General features: G+C 61.0%; 10 protein-coding genes and 1 riboswitch. All 10 genes read left to right on the top strand.

The window, feature by feature from the left end; translation table 11 throughout:
- Positions 1 to 73: 73 nt before the first annotated feature.
- Entirely contained in the window at positions 74 to 2,386 is a 2,313-nt protein-coding gene (locus KYK83_RS08595) for an autotransporter assembly complex protein TamA (RefSeq protein ID WP_248284345.1), read from the top strand.
- The gene (locus tag KYK83_RS08600; RefSeq protein ID WP_222827924.1) at positions 2,386 to 6,594 is read left to right on the top strand and encodes a translocation/assembly module TamB domain-containing protein; all 4,209 of its coding nucleotides are present in this window, start codon (positions 2,386 to 2,388) and stop codon (positions 6,592 to 6,594) included. Before KYK83_RS08595 ends, KYK83_RS08600 begins: the two co-directional genes overlap by 1 nt.
- Before the next feature lie 351 nt (positions 6,595 to 6,945).
- The gene (locus KYK83_RS08605; RefSeq protein ID WP_222827925.1) at positions 6,946 to 8,271 is read left to right on the top strand and encodes an alkaline phosphatase PhoX; all 1,326 of its coding nucleotides are present in this window, start codon (positions 6,946 to 6,948) and stop codon (positions 8,269 to 8,271) included.
- Between the two features lie 177 nt (positions 8,272 to 8,448).
- The gene (locus tag KYK83_RS08610; protein ID WP_222827926.1) at positions 8,449 to 10,497 is read left to right on the top strand and encodes a S46 family peptidase; all 2,049 of its coding nucleotides are present in this window, start codon (positions 8,449 to 8,451) and stop codon (positions 10,495 to 10,497) included.
- A 139-nt stretch (positions 10,498 to 10,636) separates the two neighbouring features.
- Positions 10,637 to 10,858: riboswitch (cobalamin riboswitch) on the top strand.
- 113 nt (positions 10,859 to 10,971) lie between these two features.
- Complete coding sequence (gene metE, locus KYK83_RS08615; protein ID WP_222827927.1) at positions 10,972 to 13,275, top strand: 5-methyltetrahydropteroyltriglutamate--homocysteine S-methyltransferase; 2,304 nt, start codon at positions 10,972 to 10,974, stop codon at positions 13,273 to 13,275.
- 4 nt (positions 13,276 to 13,279) lie between these two features.
- Positions 13,280 to 14,059 (top strand): acyl-CoA thioesterase, encoded by a 780-nt coding sequence (locus KYK83_RS08620; protein ID WP_222827928.1) that lies wholly within the window; start codon positions 13,280 to 13,282, stop codon positions 14,057 to 14,059.
- A 237-nt stretch (positions 14,060 to 14,296) separates the two neighbouring features.
- Positions 14,297 to 16,375 carry a TonB-dependent siderophore receptor gene (locus tag KYK83_RS08625; RefSeq protein ID WP_430299114.1) on the top strand — a complete coding sequence of 693 codons (2,079 nt, stop codon included), beginning with the start codon at positions 14,297 to 14,299 and terminating at the stop codon, positions 16,373 to 16,375.
- Positions 16,376 to 16,377: 2 nt separating this feature from the next.
- On the top strand, positions 16,378 to 17,121 hold the full coding sequence (locus KYK83_RS08630) for an ABC transporter ATP-binding protein (protein WP_222827930.1): 744 nt from the start codon (positions 16,378 to 16,380) through the stop codon (positions 17,119 to 17,121).
- Positions 17,118 to 18,536 carry an ABC transporter permease gene (locus KYK83_RS08635; protein WP_222827931.1) on the top strand — a complete coding sequence of 473 codons (1,419 nt, stop codon included), beginning with the start codon at positions 17,118 to 17,120 and terminating at the stop codon, positions 18,534 to 18,536. Before KYK83_RS08630 ends, KYK83_RS08635 begins: the two co-directional genes overlap by 4 nt.
- Entirely contained in the window at positions 18,533 to 19,912 is a 1,380-nt protein-coding gene (locus KYK83_RS08640) for a DUF3526 domain-containing protein (RefSeq protein ID WP_222827932.1), read from the top strand. The genes KYK83_RS08635 and KYK83_RS08640 overlap by 4 nt, the downstream gene beginning before the upstream one ends.
- The last annotated feature ends 77 nt before the right edge of the window (positions 19,913 to 19,989 follow it).

The following is a 19,989-nucleotide window of genomic DNA, read 5'->3' on the forward strand; positions in this document are numbered from 1 at the left end:
CGTGTTGACCGCCTGGCGTTGATCCGATTCTTCCTTCGCTTTGCACGTTGGGTCGCTTTCTATGGTTGTCGATATGCCCTTTGCTGTTGAAACACCGCCGCGGGGCAAACGTGCCCCCGCGCGTCGCAGTGCATCATCGGCTCTGGCCTTGGCGATGGCGCTGGTTGCGGTTCCGGCAGTGGCGCAAAGCACCGATGCCCCGGTCGGCCAGACAAGCGCACTCGACGTTCCGGCCCCGCCCGCCGATGCGAACCTACCGCAAGTCGAGCCGGTCATCAGCGACGAGGAGTTCGACGAAACCGTCCCCGAACTCGACCCTTCGAACGATCCCGCCCTGGACGCGCCGTTGGAATCGATCGAAGACTTCGAACGGAGGGTTGCCCAGGAACAGGCTGGCGCTGCTCCTGCCGAGGGTCAGGACGTCCCGCTTGGCGACCCAACCCTCGCCGATGGGGATGCAGTGGAAGAAATCGGCGATGCGCCCATTCGCGATGCCGAACTGGCCGCCCCCCTTCCCCCGCTGGATCAATTCAATGTGGAGCCTGTCGAGTTTGCACAGGACGCAACCGATACCGAAACCACGGAGATCGCCTATTCCGTCCGCGTCAACGGCCTCGACGCTGCAGACGCAGAGGCGGCCACCAGCCTGCGCGACCAGTTCGATAACCTTTCCGCGCTGGAAGACGGGGATGGCAAAGCGGCGAATGTCGCACAGATCACCGCCCGGCTGACGGAAGACAGCGCCTTGATGCAGCGCATCCTTGCCTCGGAAGGCTGGTACGAGGCGCGCGCAGCCACACAAATCGATCGGACCGGCGAAGGCGATGGACTGTCGCTTACTGCAGTGATCGATGTCCTGCCGGGACCGCGATATTCCTTTTCCGACATCGTCATCGACGCTGATCCGACCGAGCCCCCGGACCTGATCCGCAAAAATCTGGTTCTCAAGACTGGCGATCCGATCGTCGCGGCGCGGGTTCAGGGCGCGGAGGCGAATGTAGCCGTTGCCCTGCCGGAAAACGGCTATCCCTTCGCGGAAATCGGCCAGCGCGACATTCTTCTGGACCAAGAGACGGGCGACGGTGTGTATACACTACCCGTTACAACCGGCCCGCGGTCGCGCTTCGGAGAAATCCAGACCACTGGCGACCTGGCGTTCGATGCAGAGCACGTCGGCGTGCTGGCCCGGTTCGAGCAGGGCGAACTCTACGACAGCCGCATGGTCGACGATCTGCGGCAGGCGCTGGTCGCGACAGGACTGTTCAACACCGTATCCGTACTGCCCCAGCAAACTGGCGAACCGGCCGGCGAAGGCACCGAATACGCGACCATTCTCGTGGAGCAGGAAGCAGGCCCACCGCGAACTCTGGCGGGAAGTGCAGGATTCGGCACCGGTCAAGGGTTCCGCATCGAGGGCAGCTGGACGCATCGGAACCTCTTCCCGCCCGAGGGTGCGCTGATCGGTCGCGGTGTGGTTGGTACACAGGAACAGGGAGCGGGGGTAACCTTCCGTCGGTCCAACGCCGGACAGAGAGATCGCACATTCCAGGCGACGGCCGAAGCCCTGCACAGCAATTACGACGCGTATGAAGCCTTCACCGGGCGGCTTTCGGCACTGATCAGTTACGATTCGACCAATATCTGGCAGAAGCCCTTCACCTACGCCTACGGCGTTCAGCTGATCGGTACGAACGAGCAGGATTACGATTTTGCCCTTCAGGACTTTTCGCGGCGAACCTTCTTTATCGGCGGGTTGATAGGCCAAGCCGGGATCGATCGGACCAACAGCCTGCTCGACGCCACCGAAGGCTTCAAGATCACCGCGATCATCGAACCGGAAGGTTCGTTGCAAGACGGTTTCACACCTTACGTCCGCGCACGTCTGGATGGGTCGGCCTATTTCTCGCCGACCGACGCGATCACCCTTGCCGGCCGCGTCCGTGTTGGCACAATCCAGGGTATCGAGCGATTTGATCTGGCGCCGTCGCGGCGTTTTTATGCCGGTGGCGGCGGTTCCGTGCGCGGCTTCGGCTATCAGCAGCTCGGGCCGCGCGTCGTGCTCGACAATCCCGATTTCGATCCAGACGATCCGGACGAATCCGCCGATCCCTTCATCTACCGCCCCTTGGGGGGACGCAGTCTCAACGAGGCCGCTGCCGAAGTGCGCTATCGCTTCGGCAATTTCGGGGTGGTAGGATTCGTCGATGCTGGTCAGGTATACGAAGACACGCTGCCTGATTTCAGCGACCTGCGGTTCGGAGCAGGGATCGGCGGGCGCTATTATACCAATTTCGGACCGTTGCGGATCGATCTCGCCATGCCGCTCGACAGGCGCCCGGGCGAAAGCAAATTCGCCGTTTACGTATCGATCGGGCAGGCATTCTGATGGCCGAGGAAACGGAAACCGTCCGCCACCATGACAACCGTGCTCGCCAGGTGGCGAAATGGGCCGGTATCGTCATCGGCGGCCTCGTCCTCCTGGTGGCAGCCTTGCTGCTTGGTCTCAACACGGGGCCGGGCAAGCGCTTCGTCGCCGATCAGATTGCCGCTCTCGAATTCGAGAACGGCATGGAGATCGGCGTCGGCCGTATCGAGGGATCGCTGTATGGCGAGATGATCCTGCACGACGTGTCACTGTCCGATCCGAAGGGCGTCTTCCTGGCATCGCCCGAACTACGAATGGATTGGCGCCCATTCGCCTTTATCGGCAGCCATATCGACATCCGCTCGCTCACATCGCGGCTGGTTACCTTGCAGCGCCTTCCGGAATTCGCCGAGACGCCCCCGTCGGATGCCCCTTTGCTGCCCGATTACGATATCGATATCGGCGAATTGCGGATCGACCGCTTCGTGGCCGAGGCGCCGGTCAGCGGTGAACCCCGGGTCGCCTCGCTCGCGGGCAAGGCGCATATAGCCGATGGCCGGGCGCAGGCGACGTTCGATGCCGCAACTATTTCAGGCAGAAACCAGGCAGGCGGCGACCGCATTGCGCTGGTTGTCGACGCCGTCCCCGAAGACAACAAGCTAGATCTGAAGCTTGACCTCAACGCCCCAGGCAACGGGGTGATCGCCGCGATGGCCGGCCTGACCGAGCCGCTTCGGGTCCAGCTTGACGGCACTGGCAACTGGGACGCCTGGAACGGGCGCCTCGACGCCAATCTCGCCAATAGTGAGCTCGCGCGTTTGCAGATCACTGCCCGCGACGGCACCTTTGCCGTGCGCGGCCCGACCCGGATCGCGCGCATGTTCGAGGGACCGACTGCAGCCCTGCTCGGCCCGGTGATGAATATTCAGATGTCTGCCGCCCTGGATGAGCGCCGGGTGACGCTCGACGGCAATCTGAACAGCGACGCATTTCGCCTGAACACGAACGGCCTCGTCGATGTGTCGGACAACAGCTTCGACGATCTGGCGTTGTCCTTCGTACTGTTGAAACCTTCGGCAATGGCCGAGAACCTTCGTGGCAGTGGCCTGCGCGCCTTGCTGACACTCAATGGCGAATTCGCCACGCCGCGTGTCGAATATGCAATCAATGCCAACCGCCTGTTGATGAATGACATGGGGCTCGAGAACCTGCGCGCCAGCGGGGAAGCGACAGTCGATGCAGAGCGGATCATGATCCCGGTCGATGCCAGCGTATCCCGCATCGTCGGACTGGACACGGTGGCTGGCGGAACCCTGCGCAATGTCCGTCTGGTCGGAGACCTCGCCATCGACGGCACGCGCATCCTGTCGGACAATATGCGCATCCGCTCGGACCGGATCGATGCGGGCGTGATCCTGCTCGCGGATACGTCGACCGGGCTCTACACCGGTGCCATCGACGGCAAGATCGACAATTACCGGGTCGAAAGCGTCGGGATCTTCAACATCGAAACCGATGTCGATCTTGAATCGCAGGACGGCGGCTTCGCAATGGCCGGCCGCGTTCGCGCGCGATCGACGAGCCTGTTCAACGAAGGCGTACGCGACTTTCTCGGCGGCAATGCGGTCGCGGCAAGCGACGTTCGCTATGGGCCGGACGGAATAATCCGATTTTCGAACCTGTCCCTGCGTGCCCCAGCCGCGCGCATCACAGGGGGCAGCGGTTTCTACGCGCCCGATGGAAGACTGGCCCTGAACGCGGATGGGGTCACCGATGCCTATGGCCGTATCGGGGTGAGAGTGGCTGGCACACTCAGCGATCCCGACGCGGTTGTCACTGCAGAGCGACCCGATCTGGGCATCGGTCTGGCAAATTTACGTGCGAATATCACCGGGGCTCCCAATGGGTATCGCCTCGCCGCCACCGGCGATACCGATTACGGCCCGCTTACCGCGGATTTGGTGCTCGGCATGGGCGATCAGCTTACGCTCGATATCAACAACGCCGATCTGGCGGGCATCGCTTTCGCCGGGTCTCTGCGACAAACACAGGCTGGACCGTTTGCAGGCCGTCTCAACGCCAATGGTCGAGGCGTTGCGGGTGTCGTCCGGCTTGATGCAGCCGGCGAATACCAGCAGGCACTCGTGAACCTTCGTGCTCAGAATACCGTGCTTCCCGGCCCCGCGAACTTGGCGATCGGATCGGCAATCATCGATGCACGGATCGTTCTTTACGACCAGCCCTATGTCGTTGCCGATGCCCAACTTTCCCAGACCACGTTCGGGAGCCTCAACCTTGCCGCGGCACGAGCGAACATCGACTATCGCGATGGCAACGGGACTGCGCGCATTCTGGCGGAAGGGGTTAGCGGCGTTCCGTTCCGCGTCGCCGCGAATGCCGAGCTTAAGCCAGACCTCTGGCGCGCCGCACTCAGAGGCCGGGTACGCGGCGTCGAATTCGCCACAGTCGGCCCGGCGCGCATCGTCCCGGGTGAGAACGACTATGAACTGCTGCCCACGCGGATCGATTTCGGTCGCGGGAACATTCGATTGGCCGGCACTTACGGCGAAGGGATGAAGATCCAGAGCCGCCTGGATTCGCTCGATCTCTCCATCGTCGAAGCGTTCGTACCCGGTCTTGGCATCAACGGCAGTGCGACCGGCAGTCTGGATTTCGACCAGCCGAATGCTTCTGCATTCCCCCGCGCCGATGCCCGGCTGCAGATCGCGAATTTCAGCCGTACGACGGCGGTTTCGGTCAGCCAGCCGCTCGATATCAATTTCGTGGGCAAGCTGCTTCCAGATGGCGGTGAAGCGCGCGCGGTCATGCGTCGTCGTGGCAGCGTCATCGGTCGCCTGAATGCATCCCTGAGGCCGCTGCCCCCCGGCTCAGGTAGCTGGACTACCCGGCTTCTCGCAGCTCCGCTGGATGGCGGCATCCGTTACAATGGGCCAGCGGATACGCTGTTCTCGTTCGCCGGTCAGCCCGATCAGCGCCTGTCCGGACCAATCGGCGTGGCGGCAGATTTCTCCGGCCGCGTACAAAGTCCGCAGCTGTCGGGGATCGTGCGCGCGAACAGTCTTACTTACGAAAACCAGACCTATGGGACGAGATTGTCGAACATGGCAATCGAAGGCCAATTCACCGGTGATCGTTTCGCCATTGAGCGTCTGACGGCGACGGCCGGTGACGGATCGGTAAGTGCGCAGGGTTTTATCAGCCTTGCCGAGGCGAGCGGATATCCGATGAACGTCGACGTCACGCTGAACAACGCTCGGCTGGCTCGGAGCGACGCCCTTGCTGCCACCGCCACAGGCAATCTGCGCCTGGCAAAGGCTGCGGGCGAAACCGCCCTGCTCTCCGGCGAAATCACGCTGCCAGAAACACGCTACCAGATCATCCGTCAGGGTTCAGCCGAAGTGCCCGAACTGACCGGCGTGCGATTCAAGCCACCGCGCGGTCCTAAGCGGATAACCGGTGAGGAGCCCGCCCAGCCACAGCCAGGGCTCTTCGACCAGCTGAGGCTCGATATCGCGTTGCGTGCTCCCGAGCAGCTCTATGTATCTGGCATGGGCCTCGAATCCGAGTGGAGTGCCGACATGCGGCTCGGTGGAACCAGCACCGCGCCCCGCGTTTCAGGCGAGGTTGAGCTCGTGCGGGGAACGCTTGGGTTTGCCGGCCGGTCGTTTGAATTGAGCGAAGGTCGAGTAGATTTTACCGGTGGAACGTCCATCGATCCTGTAATTCAGCTCACGGCGACGGACGACATCGAGGACGTCGTCGTCAACGTCAATGTGTCGGGCCGTGCTTACGACCCGCAGATCGCCTTCTCGAGCGTTCCGGGATTACCGCAGGACGAAATCGTGTCACGCATTCTGTTCGGTAGTTCGATCGGCAATCTTTCGACCATACAGGCAGTGCAATTGGCAGCCTCGCTCAATTCGCTCCGCGGGAGTGGCGGCGGCCTCAATCCCCTTGGGAAGCTGCGCTCGGCAACTGGCGTAGACCGGCTCCGCATTCTCGGGCCCGACGACACCAACGGCCGCGGGACGGCGCTCGCCGCAGGTCAGTATCTGACCGACGACATCTATGTGGAATTCATCACCGATGCGCGGGGGTTCACCGCGACACAGCTTGAAGTGAGCCTGACACCGTTCCTGTCGATCCTCAGCCAAGCCGGGGGGTCAGGGGCTACCAATGTCAACGTGCGTTATCGGAAGAATTACTGATGCGACGGCTTGCAATTCTGCTTCCGCTCGTACTGTCAGCTTGCGAACGGGAGAAGTCGTTCGATGAGCGGTACGAGATCGCCCAAGACGAGATAGAAAGCAAAGCAAAGGAACTGGATCAGGAGCTCACCCCTTCCCCAAGCCCTAACCCCGTCACGACAAAACAGCACGTGTCCGTAAATGAGCGCGAAAATTAACTAGCTCGTGGCGACCAGCCGCAGCGATGACTAACCGCGCCCATCGCGGAATTACTAAACCGTTGTCATGCCGCTGCCTTTCAGAGGAGCGTTGGCCATAGCGAGCATCGCCGCTAAAGGGCCGTTTTCGGTCACCGGGTAAGAGAGAATTCTGATGCTACTGAACCGCCGCAATTTCATCGGTGCCACCGGCGCGGCCTTTTCCGGGTTGTTGTTGAATGGTTGCACAGGCCGGTCGGCTCCGCTGGCGTCGGCGCCGTCATCATTCGCGGACTACGGTCCACTGGTTCCCGATCCTGCAGGAATGCTCGACCTTCCCCGCGGCTTTTCCTACCGGCTCCTGTCGAGCCTAGGGAATGCGATGACCGATGGCTGCACCGTGCCCGACAAGGCCGACGGCATGGGCTGTTTCTCGATTGGCAATGACGAGATCGTGCTCATCCGCAACCACGAACTGGTGCCGGCTGATGATGCCGGCGGCGTTCTCGCCAAAGGTTTCGGCACACGCGACGGCGCTATCGTGCCTGGCGGGACCACATCCATCGTACTCGATGCAACCACACTTGAGGTAAAGCGCGAGTTCCGCTCGCTTGCAGGAACGATCCGCAACTGTTCGGGCGGCATCACGCCATGGGGAAGTTGGCTGACCTGTGAAGAAGCACCCACGGGCCCGGGCCAGCGTTTCGGCGAAGGTCTCGCTGAAAATCATGGCTGGGTGTTCGAAGTTCCGGCCAATGCGACCGGCCTGATCGATGCGGTTCCCTTGAAAGCCATGGGTCGCTTCAATCACGAAGCGGCTTGTGTCGATCCGAGGACGGGGATCGTTTATCTTAGCGAAGATCGTGACGACAGCGTGTTCTACCGTTTCGTTCCGACCACCCCGGGGCGCCTTGGCGACGGCGGGCTGCTGCAGGCGATGGTCGTGGAGGGCCTATCGGACACGCGCAACTGGACGTCAGCCGACATGGCAGTCGGGTCTCGTCACACCGTACGCTGGATCGATTGCGACGATGTCGGATCCCCGAATGACGACCTGCGAAGCCGGGCCGCGGCAAAGGGTGCAGCCCTCGTCGCAAGGGGTGAAGGCATCCACACGGGAACAGACGAAATATTCGTGTGCTCAACGAATGGTGGCCAGCGAAAACTCGGCCAGATTTTGCGACTTGTCCCCGGCACTGGCGGCGAACCCGACCAGATCGAACTGTTTTTCGAAAGCCAGAGCAAAGACCAGTTCAACTACGGCGACAATCTCACCGTGGGTCCGAACGGCCACCTGATTGTCTGCGAAGACCAGTATACCGAAGTGGTCGATAACCATCTTCGCGGTATTACGCCCGATGGCCGGGCTTATACTCTGGGTCGCCTGCGCATACAGACAGAACTGGCAGGCGGATGTTTTTCGCCTGACGGTAAGTGGTTCTTCGTCAACGCATATTCACCGACGCGGACTCTTGCCATTACAGGCCCGTGGGCCGTCTAGATCGGCGAAAATTCCGAGCCCCGAAAGCCAGCGCGGGGTCAGGGCCTCAGTAGCGCTGAATTTACCAGAAGACTGGCGCAAAGGCGCGGAAGAGGTCTAACATATCGCCAAGAGCGGCCATCCTACAGATCGCATGACCGCCCTCGAACCAGTTCGCGGTCCAGGAGGAACAGTCAGATGCAAATCAATCGAAACGCACTTTTCGCCGCCACCGCCATTTGTGCGCTGGCTTCGCAACCTGCCATGGCAGAAGAAGGCATGTGGACGTTCGACGGTTTTCCAGCCGAGCAGGTCCGCGAGCAATATGGCTGGGCTCCCGATCAGGCGTGGCTCGATACGGTGCGCAATTCGGCTGTGCGACTGACGGGTGGCTGTTCGGCCAGCTTCGTATCGCCCGATGGATTGATCCTGACCAACCACCATTGTGTCGCGAGCTGCCTGTTCGACAATTCGGACGAGACTGCCGACTATCTGCTCAATGGGTTCGTTGCGGACCGGCGCGATGCCGAGCTCAAATGTCCGGGTCAGCAGGCCGAAGTGGTCACCATGATCTCGGACGTCACGCCCGATGTGATTGGCGCGATCGGATCGCAGACCGGAGAGGCGCTAACCAAAGCGCGCGACGCGAAGATCGCCGAGCTGGAGAAGGCTGGCTGCCCCGACTCGGAGACGACCCGCTGTCAAGTGGTGACGCTTTTCGGTGGCGGACAGTACAAGCTCTACACCTATCGCAAGTACTCCGACGTGCGCTTGGCCTGGGCACCTGAAGATCGAGCCGCGACCTTTGGCGGCGACCCGGACAATTTCAATTTTCCGCGCTACTCGCTCGATGCAAGCTTTCTGCGCGCATATGAGAATGGTCGGCCGGTCGCGACGCCCGAGCACCTAAAATGGAACCCTCGCGCTCCGGAAGAAGGCGAGATCACCTTTGTGGTTGGCAACCCGGGATCGACCAGCCGCCTATGGACGGACAGCCAGTTGGCATTCGAGCGCGAAGTACGGCTGCCGGTTACGGTCGCCACGCTCAGTGAACTGCGTGGTCGGTTGATCCGCGCAATGGAAGAAAGCAAGGAACATGCCCGCGAAGGCGGCGACATGCTTAGCGGCATCGAGAACAGTCTGAAGGTCTATATCGGTCGCACGAAGGCGCTTAACGATCCGGCTTTCACTGCCAAACTCGCCGAAGCGCAGAACGATCTGCGCCAGCAGGTTGCGGGCGATAGTGAGATCGGAGATCCCTGGACGACGGTGGATGAGGCGATGAACGCGTACCGCGCGCTCTACTATCCCCTGCGTTTCACCCAACCATCGGGCGATCTTTACAGCTACGCGCAAACTCTGGTCTTTGCGGCACAGGAACGCGGCAAACCCAATTCCGAGCGTCTGCCGGGCTATACCGACAGCGCGCTGCCGCTGACTGAAAAGCAGGTGCTCGACGAACGGCCCGTCTATCCGTGGCTGGATGAACTGGGCATGGAATGGAGCCTATCCAAGGCGCGCGAATATCTCGGCGTGGACGATCCCGACACCAAACTTCTGCTCGGGAAGGAGAGCCCGGAACAGCTTGCCGAACGGCTGGTAAACGGCACTTCCCTCGCCGATCCGGCAGTCCGCAAAGCGCTATGGGATGGCGGTCTCGAGGCGGTAGAGGCGTCTAACGATCCCATGATCCAATACGCGCTCAAACTGGCCACGCGTCAGCGCGAATTGAAGGCGTTGGCCGACGCCCAGTATTCGGGTCCACTGGCAGCCGCCGGCGTCAAGCTGGCCGATGCCCGCTTTGCCGCCTACGGCGACAGCCTCTATCCTGACGCCACCTTCACCCTGCGCATCAGCTATGGCCAGGTGAAGGGCTGGGTCGAGCGTGGCAACCAGGTCCCGTTCCAAACGACGATGGGCGGAACCTTTGAGCGTGCTACCGGCAACGCACCCTTCGATGTGGCACCGGCCTTCGCTGCAAACCAGACGAAGATCGACAAGAATACGACTTACGATTTCGTGACGACGAACGATATCATTGGCGGCAATTCCGGTTCACCGGTGATCGACCGGGCCGGTACCGTGATCGGTGCAGCCTTTGACGGCAACATCCATTCCCTGGGTGGCAATTACGGTTACGATGGCACGCTCAATCGAACCGTCGCTGTCTCTGCCGCCGCGGTGCAGGAAGCGTTGGAAACGATCTATCCCGCCCCTGCCCTCGTCGAAGAACTGGCCCGGCGCTGAGCACTGCTCGTCCACTGGCGGACGAGGCGAAAATGCCTTTCCGCCTTACGTACAGGCATTAAAAATTCGGATGATCGCCTATCAATAGAGCATATAAAGAATTCTTTATATGCTCTATTGACGTGATGGCTTGGAAAGCCGATGGGATGTTTGTCGAGGTTCTCCGGTCGGTTCGCCGCGCCGGAGCTAAGACGGGAAGCCGGTGCGCGCCCTGACAAGGGCGCAATGCCGGCGCTGCCCCCGCAACTGTAAGCGGCGAGCGGCGGTCCACTCATGTCACTGGAAGGCTCGCCTTCCGGGAAGACGGACCGTTTTGCTTTGACCCGCGAGCCAGGAGACCTGCCTCCGACGCGATAACGTCCACCGGCGGGGTGCCCGGTCTGGTCGCTTGCATGACGCGCGCCCGGATCTACCGTCGCGCGTCCGGCGCGCGCGCCCGACCGGTCTCCCCCGTCTTCATCGGGGTAAATGAAAATGACCGTTTCCGTTGCTAGCTTGGGGTTTCCCCGCATCGGCCCACGCCGCGAACTGAAGTTCGCACTCGAGAAATTCTGGGCCGGCACTATTTCACAAGACGAATTGGAAGAGGCCGCACAGGGCCTGAGGACCGCGACATGGGCGCGGCAGAAGGCACTCGGCGTCGATTGGCTGCCCTCAAATGATTTCTCGCTGTACGACCATGTGCTCGACACAAGCGTGATGCTCGGCGCCATTCCGGCGCGCTATGGCCTCGCCAGCGGCCAAGCAGCCGGGCTCGAAACCTATTTTGCGATGGCACGCGGTGCGACCGGCGGTGCGACTTGCGGCCACGCGCATGGCAGCGTGACCGCTGGCGAGATGACCAAATGGTTCGACACCAACTATCATTTCATTGTCCCCGAGATCGAGCCTGAAACTCGGCTGCAACTCGGGCACATCAAGCCTCTGGAGGACTATCTCGAAGCCAAGGCGCAGGGTTTTGAAACGCGTCCGGTCATCCTTGGACCGGTAACTTGGCTGAGCCTTGCAAAAGAGTACGGAAGCGATCCGTTCGACCTGCTCGAAGAGGTTCTTGCGCTTTATGTCACTGTGCTCGCACGGCTTGAGGAAGCAGGCGCTGAATGGGTGCAGATCGATGAACCCATCCTCGTTACAGACCTTACCGATCGGCAGCGCCGCGCGTTTACCCGCGCTTATGCCAAGCTGGGCCGTGCTGGGCCGAAGATCATGCTGGCCACCTATTTCGGAGGTCTGGAAAATAACCTGTCGCTCGCCGCCTCCCTGCCGGTCGCCGGACTGCACATCGATCTGGCGCGCGCGCCGGAGCAATTGGATGCGGTGGTGAAGGCGGTGCCGCAAAACCGCCTGCTCTCGCTTGGCGTGGTGGACGGGCGCAATATCTGGCGCGCCGATCTGGCCGCGCTGCTGGATCGTCTGGAGCCGCTGGCGGCGCAGCGTGATCTGGTGCTCGCCCCCTCCTGCTCCCTGCTGCACGTGCCCGTCGATCTGCAGTTGGAAAGCAGGCTGGACGATGAGTTGAAGCAGTGGCTGGCATTTGCAGTGCAAAAGATCGAGGAGCTCGATCTGCTGCGCCGGGCGTTAGCGAATGGAAGAAGAAGCGTCGCAGCTGAGTTGGCCGCCTCCGCCCGTGCGACCGAAGCGCGCAAGACTGCTGCACGCATCCATGATCGCACTGTCAGCGAACGGATCGCTGCCCTCACGCCTGACATGCGCGAACGCCGCGCGGGTCATGCCGAGCGCGTCAAGACTCAGAGCAAGGTGCTCAATCTACCTCTCTTCCCGACAACCACCATCGGGTCCTTTCCGCAGACCGGCGCCGTGCGCAAAGCCCGCGCGGAGTATAATCGCGGCGTACTGGACAGTAAGAGCTACGACGCTTTCCTGCACCAAGAGACCGAGCGCGCGATCAGATGGCAGGAAGAGGCCGGGCTCGACATGCTGGTCCATGGCGAATTCGAGCGAAACGACATGGTCCAGTATTTCGGCGAGAAGCTTGCGGGTTTTGCTTTCACCGTGAATGGCTGGGTGCAGAGCTACGGATCGCGCTGCGTCAGGCCACCGATCCTATATGGCGATGTTTCGCGGCCCGAACCGATGACGGTCCATTGGTGGCGCTATGCTCAGGGGCTGACCGACAAGCCTGTCAAAGGCATGCTGACCGGTCCGGTCACGATCCTCAACTGGAGTTTCGTGCGCGACGATCAGCCCCGAGAGGCGAGTTGCCGCCAGATCGCGCTGGCGATCCGCGACGAGGTACTCGACCTGGAAGCGGCGGGCTGCAAGGCGATCCAGATCGATGAGGCAGCGCTGCGTGAAGGACTTCCCCTGCGCGAGCGTGACTGGCCGGCCTATCTGGATTGGGCGGTCGACTGTTTCCGCCTCGCGGCTGCCGGCGTCGGCAACCAGACCCAGATCCATACGCATATGTGCTATTCGGAGTTCAACGACATTTTGCCTTCGATCGGCGCCATGGACACCGACGTCATCTCGATCGAAACTGCACGTTCGCAGATGGAGTTGCTCGCGGGTTTTGCCAGCTATCGCTATCCCAGCGCAATCGGGCCGGGAATTTACGACATTCACTCGGCGCGCGTCCCGAGCAAGGACGAGATGGTTGCATTGATGCGACTAGCGCAGAAGCATCTGCGTCCGGAGCAGCTTTGGGTAAATCCCGATTGCGGGCTGAAGACCCGCGGTTGGGACGAAGTCAAACCGGCAATCGCCGCGATGGTATCGGCCGCCCGAACCTTGCGTGCAGAAACAAACACCGAGGCATAATCCGATGAGTAAGACGAAGGACGCGCGGCCCGCCGTGCAGTTGATCGACATCGTGTTCCCAGGCGACACGAACCATCACGGGACGCTGTTCGGCGGCGTCGCACTGGCACACATGGACAAGGTCGCATTCCTCGCTGCCTCGCGCCACGGACGCGCGCCCTTCGTCACCGCCTCATCGCAGAGGATCGACTTCGCCGCTCCCGCGCAAGAAGGCGATCTGGTGGAAGTGACAGGACACCTCGTACGCGTGGGCACAAGTTCACTCGATGTCGAAGTCGAGCTGATCGCAGAAGCGCCGGTTTCGGGTGAACGACGCCTATGCACCCGCGGGCGCTTCACATTGGTGGCAAGAAAAGGCCCCACGACAAAACTGCCGCTTCCGGCGATGTTCGAATGCGCCCCAATCAAGCAGAGTTCTGTTCTTCGGCTCGCGGAGATGGTGTTTCCTGGGCAAACCAACCACTACGGCACGCTCTACGGGGGCGACGCGCTGAAGATGATGGGCAAAGCGGCTTTTATCGCCGCCACCCGCCATACACGCGAGGTCTTGGTGATGGCATCTTCAGACCGCATCGATTTCGTCGCGCCAATCAGGGAAGGCGATATGGTCGAACTGGTCGCCGAGGTGAAGATGACCGGGCGTAGTTCCGTACGCGTTGCGGTGGAAATCTGGTCCGAAGACCTGCTAAGCGGAATACGCGTCCATGCTGCGACAGCGGCGTTCACCTTCGTAGCCGTGAACGAGATGGGCACGAGCAAGACCATTCGGGCGCGCCACGAGTAACCTCACACGACGGTGGTTCGAGCGTGCGACGGCTTCGGCTCCTAAAGAAAGTTACACTATATCATTGACCTCGGCAGATCGTCAGGTATGGGCGCGACGCTATGAGATATAGTCTCATACCCTTTGCCCCTCCTGTCTTGGAATACAATGAACATCCAGCCTTCTACTGCCGCTTACGCTATTGCCTCCCTGTGTCTGATCGCGCCCGCGGCGAATGTCCATGCGCAGAACATCAGCATGCCAGAGGAGGACACGGCGAGCGCACCGGATGGCAGTTCGGCGATTGTCGTCAGTGGTGTGCGCCAAGCCTATCGCGGAAACTTTGCCGTGACCGAAATTCCTCAGTCGATCGACCTGATTGATTCCGAAACGCTTGAAGAAAACAATCTCGTCAGACTTAACGACGCGCTTGATCTCAACGCCTCGGTCGCGCGCCAGAACACGCTCGGTGGGTTATGGGATTCCTTCGCCATTCGCGGCTTTGCAGGCGATGAGAACATCCCGACCGGCTATCTGGTCAATGGCTTTAATGGAGGACGCGGTTTCGGCGGGGAACGGGACACGGCGGGGATCGAACGGATCGAAGTCCTGAAAGGCCCTGCCGCTGCCTTGCTGGGTCGCGGCGAACCCGGTGGGACAGTCAATCTCGTGACCAAGCAGGCGCAGATCGGCGACACCTTTGGAACTGTCAGTGCGCAATTCGGCAGCTTTGACAGGCTGCGCTCGGAAACCGACATCAATATTGCGGTCACTGGCGCCCTGAGCGCGCGATTGATCGGATATATCGAAGATGGCGACACGTTTCGCGATACTGTCAACGAGTATCGCTGGGGCTTCCTGCCTTCGATCGGATTGGCGATCGGACCGGATACGCGCGTTACATACGATTTGGAAAAGACTCGTGTCGAAGTGCCGTTCGACCGCGGGATCGTTGTGCTAAACGGGGATTTCGAGACCGTCCCTCGCAACCGTTATCTGGGCGAACCGGGCGACGGCGATCACATCGCGCGGGCTGAAGGCCATTCACTTCGCGTGCAGCACGACTTCAATGATCGCTGGAGCGTGCTTCTGGGCGGTAGCATTCGCGATACCTTGCTTACCGGGTTGTCGTCCGATCCCGACCTGAGCGGATCCCGTCAGAAACTGTTCCGCGACGGGCGCTCACTTGCTCGCGAACGGCGCTCACGCCTTTATGATTCCCAACAGACGGTCGTCCGTGGTGAAGTGAGCGGAGAATTCACGACCGGCGCACTACGCCATCGTGTGCTTTTTGGCGCCGACCACGACGAGTTCGACAATTATCAGCAATTCGGCCGCCGCAGACCGCCTGCGTTGTCGACCAATCCAACAGATGCAGAATCCTACGTCATCGACATCTTCGATCCCGTTTATGGTCGCTTCGATCCGCCGTCACCGCTGCCGAACAACGACCGCTTGGACCGGCAGACGTCGACCGGGATCTTCGTGCAGGACCAGATCGAACTGACCGACAGCCTCCAGGTGCGGCTCGGCGCACGCTACGATGATTTCACGCTGCGCACGGAAAATTATCTCACCGGGGTGAACAGCGAGCGCAAGGATGGTCGGATCAGTCCGCAGTTCGGTCTCGTTTACGAACTCGCGCCGACCATCACGCTCTTTGCCGCCTATAGTGAAGGCTTCCGGGCGAACATTGGTACCGACGTTACAGGCCGAATTTTCGATCCCGAAAGCAGCCGATCGATCGAGGCGGGCGCCAAGCTGACACTGCTGAACGGCGCACTGACCGGAACTTTCTCGATATATCAGCTCGACAAGAACAATGTGCTGGCAAGCGATATCAATAATCCGGGCTTCTCAGTCGCCATCGGTGAGGCGGGAAGTCGAGGTGTGGAGCTTGATGTCGAAGGGCAAATACCCGGCGACCTCGATGTTCTCCTCAGCTACGCCTATGTCGATGCGGAATCACGATCGAGCGTGCTCGATCCGAACTTCTCCTTCGTGATCGTACCGGGCGATCCGCTGCTCAATATTCCGGACCACACGCTTAACGCGCAAATATCGAAGAGCTTCGCCGTCGCCGGGCGCGACGCCAAATTGGGCGGCGGCATCCAGTATGTTGGCGAACGACTTGGTGCGACGGGCACGGATTTCTATCTGCCCGATCACGCGCTTTTACGCATCTTCGGCGAAGCCGAGATAATGCCGAACGTCACGCTTTTCGGGACCATCGCCAACCTGTTCGACGCCAATTGGTACGCCAACAGCTACTCGCAGCTCTGGGTTCAACCCGGCGCCCCCCGCACTGCAACACTCGGCTTCAGGGCAGGATTCTGATCATGACCAATATATTCACCGCTCCAGCCATCGCGATCGATGGTCTGCACCACAGTTACGGCGCCAATCCCGTCTTGCGCGGGCTCGACCTCACAGTCCAACGCGGGGAAATCTACGCCCTGCTAGGAGGCAACGGAGCGGGCAAGTCGACAACCTTGTCCGCCCTGCTCGGCTTTCTCAGACCGTGCTCCGGCTCGGTGCGTGTGTGCGGGACCGATCCGGTGGCAGACGCGCGCGCCGCCCGTTCCCAGATGGCCTATGTGCCAGAGAATGTTTCCCTCTACGAGCATCTCACCGCGCGCGAGAACATCGGATACTTCCTTGCCCTCGCAAAGGCCGAACGGGGAGGCGATGCGATCGAGGCCGCGCTCTCCGCGGTGGGCCTCACCCAAGCAGCCAAGGACAAACGCCTGTCCGGCTTTTCCAAGGGTATGCGTCAGAAGGTCGCCATCGCACTTGCCCTGGCGCGTGACGTGCCCGTGCTGCTGCTCGACGAACCGACCTCGGGCTTGGACCCACGCGCCGTATTGGAATTCAATCGACTGCTCGATGCCGCGCGCGAGCGTGAAGTCGCGGTGCTCATGGTAACTCATGATCTCGTCAGCGCAGTCGATATCGCCGACCGCATCGGGTTCCTGAGCGAAGGCAAGATCGAGGAGGAGCAAACGGCGAGCACTGCCGGTCCACGCTTCGATCTCAATGCCCTTCACGATCGCTACACCTTGGTCGCAGGAGCGCCCGCATGACTGCCGTCAAGCTGATCGCGAGGGAAGAATGGCGCATGCTCGCGCGCAACCGTTCCGGCCTGATAGCCACAGGCCTGCTCGTGCTTCTCATATTGGTCGCTGGCTTCACGAGCCTGGAAAGCCGAAGCGCCATCGAAGCGGATCGGACCCGGTATCAGGCGAGTGTCGATGAAACCTTCGACGCCCAGCCCGATCGCCATCCGCACCGCATGGTTCATTATGGCCAGTTTCTATTTCGCCCCATTGCGCCGCTCGCCTTCTTCGATGCAGGCGTAAACAGCTTCACCGGGAACACGATCTTCCTCGAAGGTCACCGCCAGAACAGTGCGAACTTTGCCGAGGCGCGTCAATCCTCGCTGCTGCTGCGTTTTGGCCAGCTGACGCCGGCCTTTATTTTGCAAACGCTGGCGCCTTTGCTTTTGATCTTTCTTGCCTTCGCCAGTGTTGCTCGGGAAAAGGAGCGCGCGACCCTGAAACTGCTCTTAGCACAGGGGATCGGCGGGCGGAGCCTGATTGCCGGCAAGATGCTCGGCCATGGCGCTATCGCGCTCGCTGTTGGGTTGCCCGCCTTCGCGCTGCTGCTGGGCTTCGCCGCCACCGGAGCCGCCGATTGGGCAACCGTCGGCGTGATGATCATCGCATATGCTTGCTGGCTGCTGCTGTGGGCGTTCGCCAGCGTGATTATCTCTGCCCTTGTGGCACGGCCGCGCGACGCACTCGCGATCCTGATGGGTCTGTGGATGATCACGATCATCCTTCTGCCGCGAGCACTTCCCGAAGCCGCCTCGGCTCAAAATCAGCTCGCCACCAAGATCGAGACAGAAATCGCTCTACATCGCGATCTACTCAAAATAGGCGACAGCCACGATCCCGACGATCCCTATTTCAACGATTTCCGCGACGAGGTTCTCGATCGATATGGCGTGAGGACGGTCGAGGAACTCCCAGTCCAATACGCCGGATTGGTGGCCATTGAAGGAGAACGTCTAACGACGCAGATCTATGCCGATGCAGCGCAGCGCCAGGCCGCTCGGGAACGGGAGCAGAATGCCTTCGTCCATACGTTCTCCGTTCTCAGCCCGCTCATTGCAATCCGTCAGCTGTCGATGACCCTGGCCGGTAGCGATCCCGCCGCGCATCAGGATTTCCTCGATCAGTCGGAGGCCTTCCGGTATGAATTCGTGCAACGGCTGAACCGCATGCAGGCCGAGCTCCTGCCCGAGATAGGAGGCGAAGATCCCCGAATTTCTGCCGCATACTGGCAGGAGGTTCCGCGCTTTTCCTATTCACCGTTCAATCCCCTTGCCGATAGGACCCGGATTATATGGCCGCTGCTGGTCCTGGCTGGCTGGCTGGCAGCGCTCTGCGTACTGGCACTCTTTGCCGCTCGCCGCATCGGAGGAGTCGCACGATGAACCATTCCCACTCCCTCTGGCGTGCCGAAGCAAGTCTCTTGCTGCGCTCGAACCGCAATGTCTTGGCTCTGATCCTGCTGCTGGTCCTTTCTGCGGCGTCAGTCTGGTCCGGCATAGTTCAGGTGCAGGATCAACGCGCAACAATCGAACGGGTCGAGCGTGAGCAGGTGCGCGACCTCGCAGCTGTAGAAGAGGCCAATGCAGGTCCCGAAGGCGAGGCAGGTTACAACGCCTATTATGCCTTCATGCTCACGCAGGATCCCCCTCCCCCGCTCGCTTTCGCGGCGATCGGCCAGCGTGACCTCCAACCCTATGTTCTGCGCGTGCGCGCCCTCGGCCTGCAGTCACAGCTCTACGATTCTGAAACCTACAATCCGGAACTCGCTTTGCCGGGTGTTTTCGACTGGGCTTTCGTCCTGATCTATCTCCTGCCGCTCGTAGTTATCGCGCTTGGGCACGATCTGGTAACGGCGGAACGGGAAGGCGGCCGGCTTCGGTTACTCCTGTCCCTTCCCGGCAATGGCCTGTGGCGCCGGCGCGTGGGCCTGCGCTACACCGCGGTTCTTTTGGCGATAGGGCTGCCGCTGATCATCGGTGCTATGATTATGGCTGCGCCTGCAGTCAGCATTGCAACGATGATCCTGATCGCCGCTCTTTACAGCGCCTTCTGGTTCGGTCTTGCGATGCTGATCGGCGGGGCAACGCGTGCGTCCACGACCGCAGCCGCAACGATGATCGGTTGCTGGATCATCCTGACGCTCATCCTGCCTACGCTCGCCCAGGCTGTCATCGCGCGGGCCGTGCCCGTGGCCAAGGGCGTCGATCTGACCTTGGCGCAGCGCGAAGTGGTCCATCACGGCTGGGACGTGCCGAAAGAAGAAACGTTTGCGCGCTTCTTTGTCAATCATCCCGAATGGCGCGGACAGGAAGAGTTCGAAGGGCGCTTCCACTGGAAATGGTATTACGCCATGCATCAGGTCGGCGACGAAGCCGTGGCTGCAGACGTCAGCGCCTATCGCGATAGCCTGAAGAAGCGCGAGACGATGACCAAGCTCTTGGGCTACGTCCTACCCGGCGTTGGGACCATGAATGTGCTGCACCGCATGGCCGACACCGACATCCAAGGCCAACTGGCCTATCAGGACAGCATAGCTGCCTTCCACACGAAACTGCGGCAGTTCTATTACCCGTACTTCTTCGAGGAACAGGCCTTCGACCACAGCGACTTCGCAATGATCCCACGATATGAACCTCGTAGCTCCGGAGGAACCCCACCCACCGAAGCCCTCGCGGCATTGGCTTTCTTGTCACTATTGGTACTGGCGCTTGGAAGTCGTCGCTTGCTCAATGCAGGCCGCGAACAAGGCGGCCGATGAACCGAGCGGCTTCGCCGCACAATATGCACGGACAAAAATGCCGGAGAAACGCTTCCCATCACACCGAAGCGCTTCTC

The organism is Qipengyuania pacifica, from assembly GCF_019857205.1.
GTDB classification, from domain to species: Bacteria; Pseudomonadota; Alphaproteobacteria; order Sphingomonadales; family Sphingomonadaceae; genus Qipengyuania; species Qipengyuania pacifica.

Coding starts and splice junctions, on each gene's coding strand:
- KYK83_RS08620 (WP_222827928.1), top strand. CDS start 13,280: ATGAGTAAGACGAAGGACGCGCGGCCCGCCGTGCAGTTGATCGACATC.
- KYK83_RS08630 (WP_222827930.1), top strand. CDS start 16,378: ATGACCAATATATTCACCGCTCCAGCCATCGCGATCGATGGTCTGCAC.
- KYK83_RS08635 (WP_222827931.1), top strand. CDS start 17,118: ATGACTGCCGTCAAGCTGATCGCGAGGGAAGAATGGCGCATGCTCGCG.
- KYK83_RS08640 (WP_222827932.1), top strand. CDS start 18,533: ATGAACCATTCCCACTCCCTCTGGCGTGCCGAAGCAAGTCTCTTGCTG.
- KYK83_RS08625 (WP_430299114.1), top strand. CDS start 14,297: ATGCCAGAGGAGGACACGGCGAGCGCACCGGATGGCAGTTCGGCGATT.
- metE (WP_222827927.1), top strand. CDS start 10,972: ATGACCGTTTCCGTTGCTAGCTTGGGGTTTCCCCGCATCGGCCCACGC.
- KYK83_RS08605 (WP_222827925.1), top strand. CDS start 6,946: ATGCTACTGAACCGCCGCAATTTCATCGGTGCCACCGGCGCGGCCTTT.
- KYK83_RS08595 (WP_248284345.1), top strand. CDS start 74: ATGCCCTTTGCTGTTGAAACACCGCCGCGGGGCAAACGTGCCCCCGCG.
- KYK83_RS08610 (WP_222827926.1), top strand. CDS start 8,449: ATGCAAATCAATCGAAACGCACTTTTCGCCGCCACCGCCATTTGTGCG.
- KYK83_RS08600 (WP_222827924.1), top strand. CDS start 2,386: ATGGCCGAGGAAACGGAAACCGTCCGCCACCATGACAACCGTGCTCGC.